This is a genomic window from Nostoc sp. CHAB 5836 (assembly GCF_020829445.1).
In the GTDB taxonomy this organism is placed as follows: Bacteria; Cyanobacteriota; Cyanobacteriia; order Cyanobacteriales; family Nostocaceae; genus Nostoc.
Genome location: NZ_JAIVFV010000034.1, coordinates 43,877 through 50,557 on the forward strand (window position 1 = coordinate 43,877; position 6,681 = coordinate 50,557).

Sequence of the window (6,681 nt, forward strand, 5' to 3'; positions counted from 1 at the left end):
GATTTTTTATTCTCTGGAAATATCTAATTGGGTTTTTCGCCGGAAAATAAAACATAATCATCAAATGCCATAAACCAACCCCTATCTCTCGACCAAGCTTCAATTCCTGGATTATCTTTCTGGAGATTGATCACTATATCGTGTTTACTAATCTGTTGACCTACCTGGGTAAAGTAATGAACAGCTGCCGGAAAAACATATTCGCTAATTGGGATGGCTTGAATATTTACAAATCCATGTTTTTTGAGTTTTTCGACATAAATATGTTGGTCATATTGGTTGGCAAAAGGAATACACATTTTATTGCTATTGACGCGCAGCCAAAAGTTAATGTCTCGTCCGACTCTAGGCAAACAATCTGCTAATGCTAGTTTCCCACCAGGACGCAAAACTCGAAATGCTTCCGCAAAAAAATCCTCACGGGTATTGAAATGAAAAGCACATTCTAAAGCTGTCACTTTATCAAAAGAATTCTCTGTAAAAGGCATTTCCGTTGCCGAACCTACCTGAAGATTTATTCGTTCCGCTAGTCCTGCCCTAGCTACTCGTTCTTTAGCAATTTCTACTTGGATCTCTGTAGTATTTATACCAGCAATTGCGCCCACGTTGTTTTCACGTATCCACAGCATATCTTGTTCAGCAAAACCGAAGCCAACATCCAAAACTTGGTCTCCAGGGCTAAGTTCGGCAATTTCTCCTAATTTACGGGCTAAGGCGGCACAAGCTCCATTGTAAGTTGTTTCTTCTTGCCAATAGCCAAAATTGAGCCATTGGGGAATATTGGGATTGTTAAGATCCCGATCTCGTTTGGCTAAACCTGTGTAAAGTTCAGACACCTTAAATTTGTCTCGTAAAAACCATATTTCTTTAACTGGATTCTGGATAAATTCTTTGATGATTATCCAACGATTTCGCCATTCATAGTTGAAAGGAATTTTGCCAACATTTTCCACAGTTATATTCTCCTATTTTTTAAATAAAAAATTTCGCTCTGCTGAAGTTTTGCTATCTGATAAATAGTTAGCCTGAATATTCATTCACCATATTGGTCAAGCTCTGCTAATTTTTGATTAAGTAGTATTGCCAGTTCAGCTTCATCAAGACTGTCATAAGGATTTAGAACATCTGTTTGGGAGTTAATTTTTACCTCAAATTCAATCCTATCAGCTAATACTTCTTCTCTTAAATAATTACTCAGACTTGTGATATTAGGATAGTCAAATATCACAGATGAAGATAAAGTGCAAGCTAAATTACTTTCTAACCTATTTTTAAATTCTAGTACCATTAACGAGTTTAAACCTAACTCTAAGAAAGAAGTTTGTTGAGGAATCACGCTAGTTGCACTTAATCCAGTTACCTGCCGTAATACTTGCTCAATCCCTTGAGATAAAGTTGTTGCTCTCTCATCTATAGATACAGATTTTAATTTTTCTAATAATTTGGCATTTTGACTATTTTTTGTTGGTGTGATTACTTCTTTAAAGAATGGTTGATTAATCTTAAAAGCTTGATTAAAAGTAGACCAATCAATATCGATAATTGCTCCTTGAGAAACGTTGCCTAAAATCAATTGACTGAGATATTCTAGAGCAGTATCAGAAGACATACTTTGAATACCCCAACTAGCAAAACGTTGTTTGTGCATTTCATTACCTGTATCCCATGCTCCCCAATTAATGCTGATACCTGGTAAGCCTAAATTTCGGCGTTGCTGCATTAAAGCATCCATAAAAGCATTAGCAGCAGCGTAACTACTTTGACCGGGTGAACCGAGGATTACAGCAGCAGAAGAAAAGACTATAAAAAAGTCTAAAGATAGATTGCGGGTGTAGCGGTCTAATAATAAAGTGCCTTCTACTTTGGGACGCATAACATTTTGATATCTTTCCCAATTTTGATTGACTAAAAGACCATCATCTAAGACACCAGCCGCGTGAATTACCCCGCGTAAAGAAGGTAAATCTGTGCCAAAACGAGAGAATATTTGTTCTATATCTGCTGGGGAGGTAATATCAGCGCCGATAATTGTAACCTGTTGTATACCATTTTTGGTTAATGAGGCGATCGCTTCTGGTTGAGATTTAACATTCCGGCTACACAAAACTATATGACTAGCACCCATTTTTGATAACCACTCAGCCATTAACAAGCCAAGTTTACCCAAACCACCAGTAATTAAATAAGCTCCTTCTTTGCTCACTAACTGCTGTTTTTGTGCTGTGGGAATTGTCGCAGATACTAACCTTGCACCATAGCGGTTTCCTTGACGTAAAGCTAGGCGCGACTCACTGCTTGAAGTGTGTAATTCGTTGAACAAAAATTCAGCTTCATCAGGTTCTACTGTGGGTGATAAATCCAAACATACACAACGCATTTGGGGATATTCGTTATTAATGACTGCTCCTAATCCCCATAGTCCAGACTGTTCAGGTTGTACATAATTATCAGCTAACACTTGATTTGCAGCGCGAGTTAGTAACCATAAATTAGGTAACTTCTGCCACTTAGCGGTGATGGTTTGAATTAAGTGCAATGCTGTATTACAACTTTTGTAAACTGTATCTGCTTCCACAGTAAAAATCACCCCTGTCGGAAATTCTCCCGATGGATATGCTTCTTGATACAAACGCTCAAAATCAGATTTTTGAGATGGATTGATGACAAAATTGTTTTGAGAACGGCGTTGATAATCATCACCCATTTCCACGGTAATGACTTGCTCTCCAGATTGTTTCAATAACGCTATCAACTGATTAAAAATTGGAACATGATGTCCAAATACTAACCAAGAATTGTTAGCATTGGCTGTAACTTTTGAAATTGAATTCAGCTTTTGCCATTCAACTTGGTAAAACCAATTTTTTGTATTTTCTTGCCATAAACGCTGCAAAGCCATCGGATTAGTCCGCCGTGCAACTAAATCTGTAAACCGAGCGCAAAGCCGTTCTTGTTCATCATAAACATCGACATCTACAGTCATTTCGCCATTAGTATCAGACTTAATATAAACGCGTGTCCCAGCTTGAGAACCAGGATTTCCAAAAAATTCCAACGAAGAGAAACCATAAGGTAAATGCAACTCCTTACCGTGAATTTCTGGGAAAGCCGCGCCAATACTTTGGAAACAAGCATCTAAAAGCACAGGATGAAGACAATAACGCTCATCTACTAAACTGCGATCGATACTAATCTTAGCCTGAGAACCATTCCCTAAATAACGTAATTCTTCAATAGCTCGAAATCCCTTTCCATAGCTAATCCCCATCTGCTCATAAAGCTCATAAAATCGAGAGATAGCAACAGATTCCCCTCCGCTTTCCTCTGCGTCTCTGCGTCTGTGCGTGAGATTTTCATATTCATTTTTAGCTTTAATCTCACCACTAACATGAAGAACCCACTTATCTTGTGATGAATCACTACTAAATATCTCAAAAGCATAGCCAGATGATTTTTTCGGTTTAAAAATTATTTGCAATGTAGTTTGAGATTGAGATAATAACAACCCCTGATGAATCGAAACATTTTGTATAGTCAACCCATCAGTAAATATTTTCTGACTAGCTGCTAAAATCGCTTCAATAAAACCCGTCGCCGGAAATAAGATTTTTCCAAATACCTGATGTCCCTCAAGATAACCTGGATGATCAGAACTTATATCTCCCTCAAAAATAATTTCTCCTGTAGCTAACTTTTTGAAATCACTAATAAAAGGATGCAGCTTAGTTTTAATATCAGCTACAGAAAATTGTGAACTTGACAACCAATAGCGTTCTCGTTGAAACGGATAAGTAGGTAAATCAATCCGCTTTCCTTGCTTAAATACCTCCGCCCATTCTAGAGAATAACCATTAACAAAAAGTGTCGCCAAACTTCTGTACATCTGCGCTTGCTCATCTTTTCCAGGGACGATACTAGGTAGATATAATACTTCTTTGAGTTGAGAACTAAGTCTCGCCATACCCAGTAAGACAGGCTTCGCTCCCAACTCCAGAAAACAGCGATAACCACTGTCAATTAAGAATTGAAATCCTTGACCAAAATGCACAGTGCTGCGAATATGTTGTAGCCAATAATCGGGAGTAGCAATTTCTTTACCAATTGGTTTACCCGTGACATTGCTAATAATAGTCAAGCTTGGTTCATAGAAAGAAACTCTATGCAAAACCTCAGCAAACTCATCAATAATTGGCTCCATTAAAGCAGAGTGAAAAGCGTGAGATACAGCTAAACGTCTAGTTTTATAACTTTGTTCTATAAAAAGTTTTTCTAGTTGCTCAACAATTTCATTCAAGCCAGAAATTACAGTAATTGCCCCATTAGCTGCGGCAATATTAACTTGATTGCGATATGGAGCAATATAAGCTGTTACTGTTTCATAATCAGCGTAAATTGCTGTCATAGCTCCATTATGCGGTAGTTCTCCCATTAAGCGGCCGCGTTGGCTAACTAATTGCAGAGCATCTTCTAAAGAAAAGACTCCAGCTAAACAAGCTGCGACATATTCACCAATGCTATGTCCTAAAAGTGCCGAGGGTTGTATTCCCCAAGATTGCCATAATTTAGCAAGTGCGTATTCCAGGGAAAACAACGCTGGCTGTGTGATTTGAGTCTGTTCGAGCAAATCGCTATTTGGCAATTCAAATATTAAATCTAACAGCGATGTTCCTAAAATAGGTTGCAGAATTTTGTCACAAATATCTAGAGTATTTTTAAAGACAGGTTCTTTTTGATAAAGAGTTTGTCCCATCCCTGAATATTGAGAACCTTGTCCGGAAAATAGAAAAGCTACGTTTGATTGAGTTTCTGATGCAATTGGCGTAATTATCTGATCAGAATCCTCACCTTTCTGGAAATCAGTAAGCGCTTTTTCGGCTGTGGTGATTGAGTCGGCTAGAATACACAATCGATGGCGGAAATTAGCCCGTCCTGTACTAGCGGTAAAACAAGCATCGGCTAAATTTACAGATTCATTTAAAACTGATTGATAATTTTTTGCTAACTCTTGGAGAGATTTTTCAGAACGAGCTGAAAGAGGTAAAAGGTAAAGCTGATGCTCAGATTTTTGTGAGGAATTAGATGCAATTTCTCCCACAATAATATGGGCATTGGTACCACTAAATCCAAAGGAACTCACACCCGCAATTCGTTCTCGTTCACTAGGATGCCAGTTTTTACCATGTACTGGAACTTCAAAAATATGAGAACTCCAATCAAAACGGGGATTGGGTTTTTCAAAGTGAAGATGCGGTGGAATTTTATGATGTTGCAAGGCTAAAACAGTTTTGATTAACCCAGCAATTCCGGCTGCTCCTTCTAAATGCCCTAAATTAGTTTTGACAGAACCAATAATTAAAGGGCGATTTTGGGGGCGGTTTCCAAACACCGCAGCCATACTTTCTAATTCAATCGGATCGCCGATCGCAGTACCGGTACCATGAGCTTCAATAAAATCTATCTGCTCTGGTTTTAGTTTCGCTGTATTCAGTGCTTGATGTAATAATTTTTCTTGAGCATCACCATTAGGTACGGTCAACCCACTACTGGGGCCATCGTGATTCACGGCTGTACTGTAAACTTTAGCTAAAATGCGATCGCCATTTTTAACTGCTTGACTCAACCGCTTGAGAACAATCATCCCACAACCTTCGCCCCGCACCATGCCATTGGCACTTGCATCAAAAGTCTTGCAACGTCCATCAGGTGCAAGCATCTGGGCGCGACTTTCAATTAAGGAAATTATCGGGGTTAAAATTACGTTGACACCACCCGCTAAGGCAACGTCACACTCACCATTACGCAAGGCATTACAAGCCAAATGTACTGCGACTAATGAAGAAGAACAAGCAGTATCAACTGTCATTGATGGCCCTTGCAAGCCTAGTACATAAGAAAGACGACCGGCGGCTACACTAACAGAAGTTCCAGAACCAGTATAGGCGTTGATTGCTTCTGGAGCATAACTCAATTGTGCATAGTCTTGAGTCATTGCCCCCACAAAAACGCCAGTTTGACTGTTGCGTAACTGTTGGGGATTTTGACCGGCAGATTCTAAAGCTTGCCAAGTTGTTTCTAATAGTAGGCGCTGTTGCGGATCTATAGCGACAGCTTCGCGGGGGAGAATGCTGAAAAATTCGGCATCAAATTGATCTATTTTTTCTAAAAATGCGCCGTAAGGAGAATATATTTTTCCTGGTGCATCTGGATCGGGATGATACCACGCTTTTATATCCCAGCGATCGCCGGGAATTTCTCTCACCGCATCTTTACCCTGCTCTAAAAGTTGCCAGAATGATTTGAGATCATCTGCACCACCAGGAAATCTGCAAGCCATCCCGACAATGACAATTGGATCTTCTTCTGGTTGTGGTTTTTCTGATAGTTTCCCGAATAACCCCTCTCCAAACCTCTCCCCCACAGGGAGAGAGGCTTTAAATTGGGTGTTAAGTTGATGCACGTCAGAGATATTTAAAACTTCTCCCAGGAGATAATCTGCTAACGTTTCGACATTGGGGAAACGAAAGGTAATTGTTGTGGGTAAAGAACAATTAAAATCTGTTTGGATAAGATTACGAAGTTCTGTAGAGGTGAGAGAGTCCATCCCCATATCAAAAAAGCCTTGTTGGGGAGATACTACTTCATTTTTTGATAGTCCTAATACAGTGGAGACGCGCAAACTTA

At 39.3% G+C, this 6,681-nt stretch carries 2 protein-coding genes; both read right to left on the reverse strand.

Going from position 1 to position 6,681, the window contains the following annotated elements; all coding sequences use genetic code 11:
• Window positions 1-23: 23 nt before the first annotated feature.
• Window positions 24-953 (reverse strand): class I SAM-dependent methyltransferase, encoded by a 930-nt coding sequence (locus LC605_RS09770; RefSeq protein ID WP_229547360.1) that lies wholly within the window; start codon window positions 951-953, stop codon window positions 24-26.
• 80 nt (window positions 954-1,033) lie between these two features.
• Window positions 1,034-6,676, reverse strand: a complete 5,643-nt coding sequence (locus LC605_RS09775) for a type I polyketide synthase (protein ID WP_229547361.1) — start codon at window positions 6,674-6,676, stop codon at window positions 1,034-1,036.
• Window positions 6,677-6,681 lie beyond the last annotated feature (5 nt).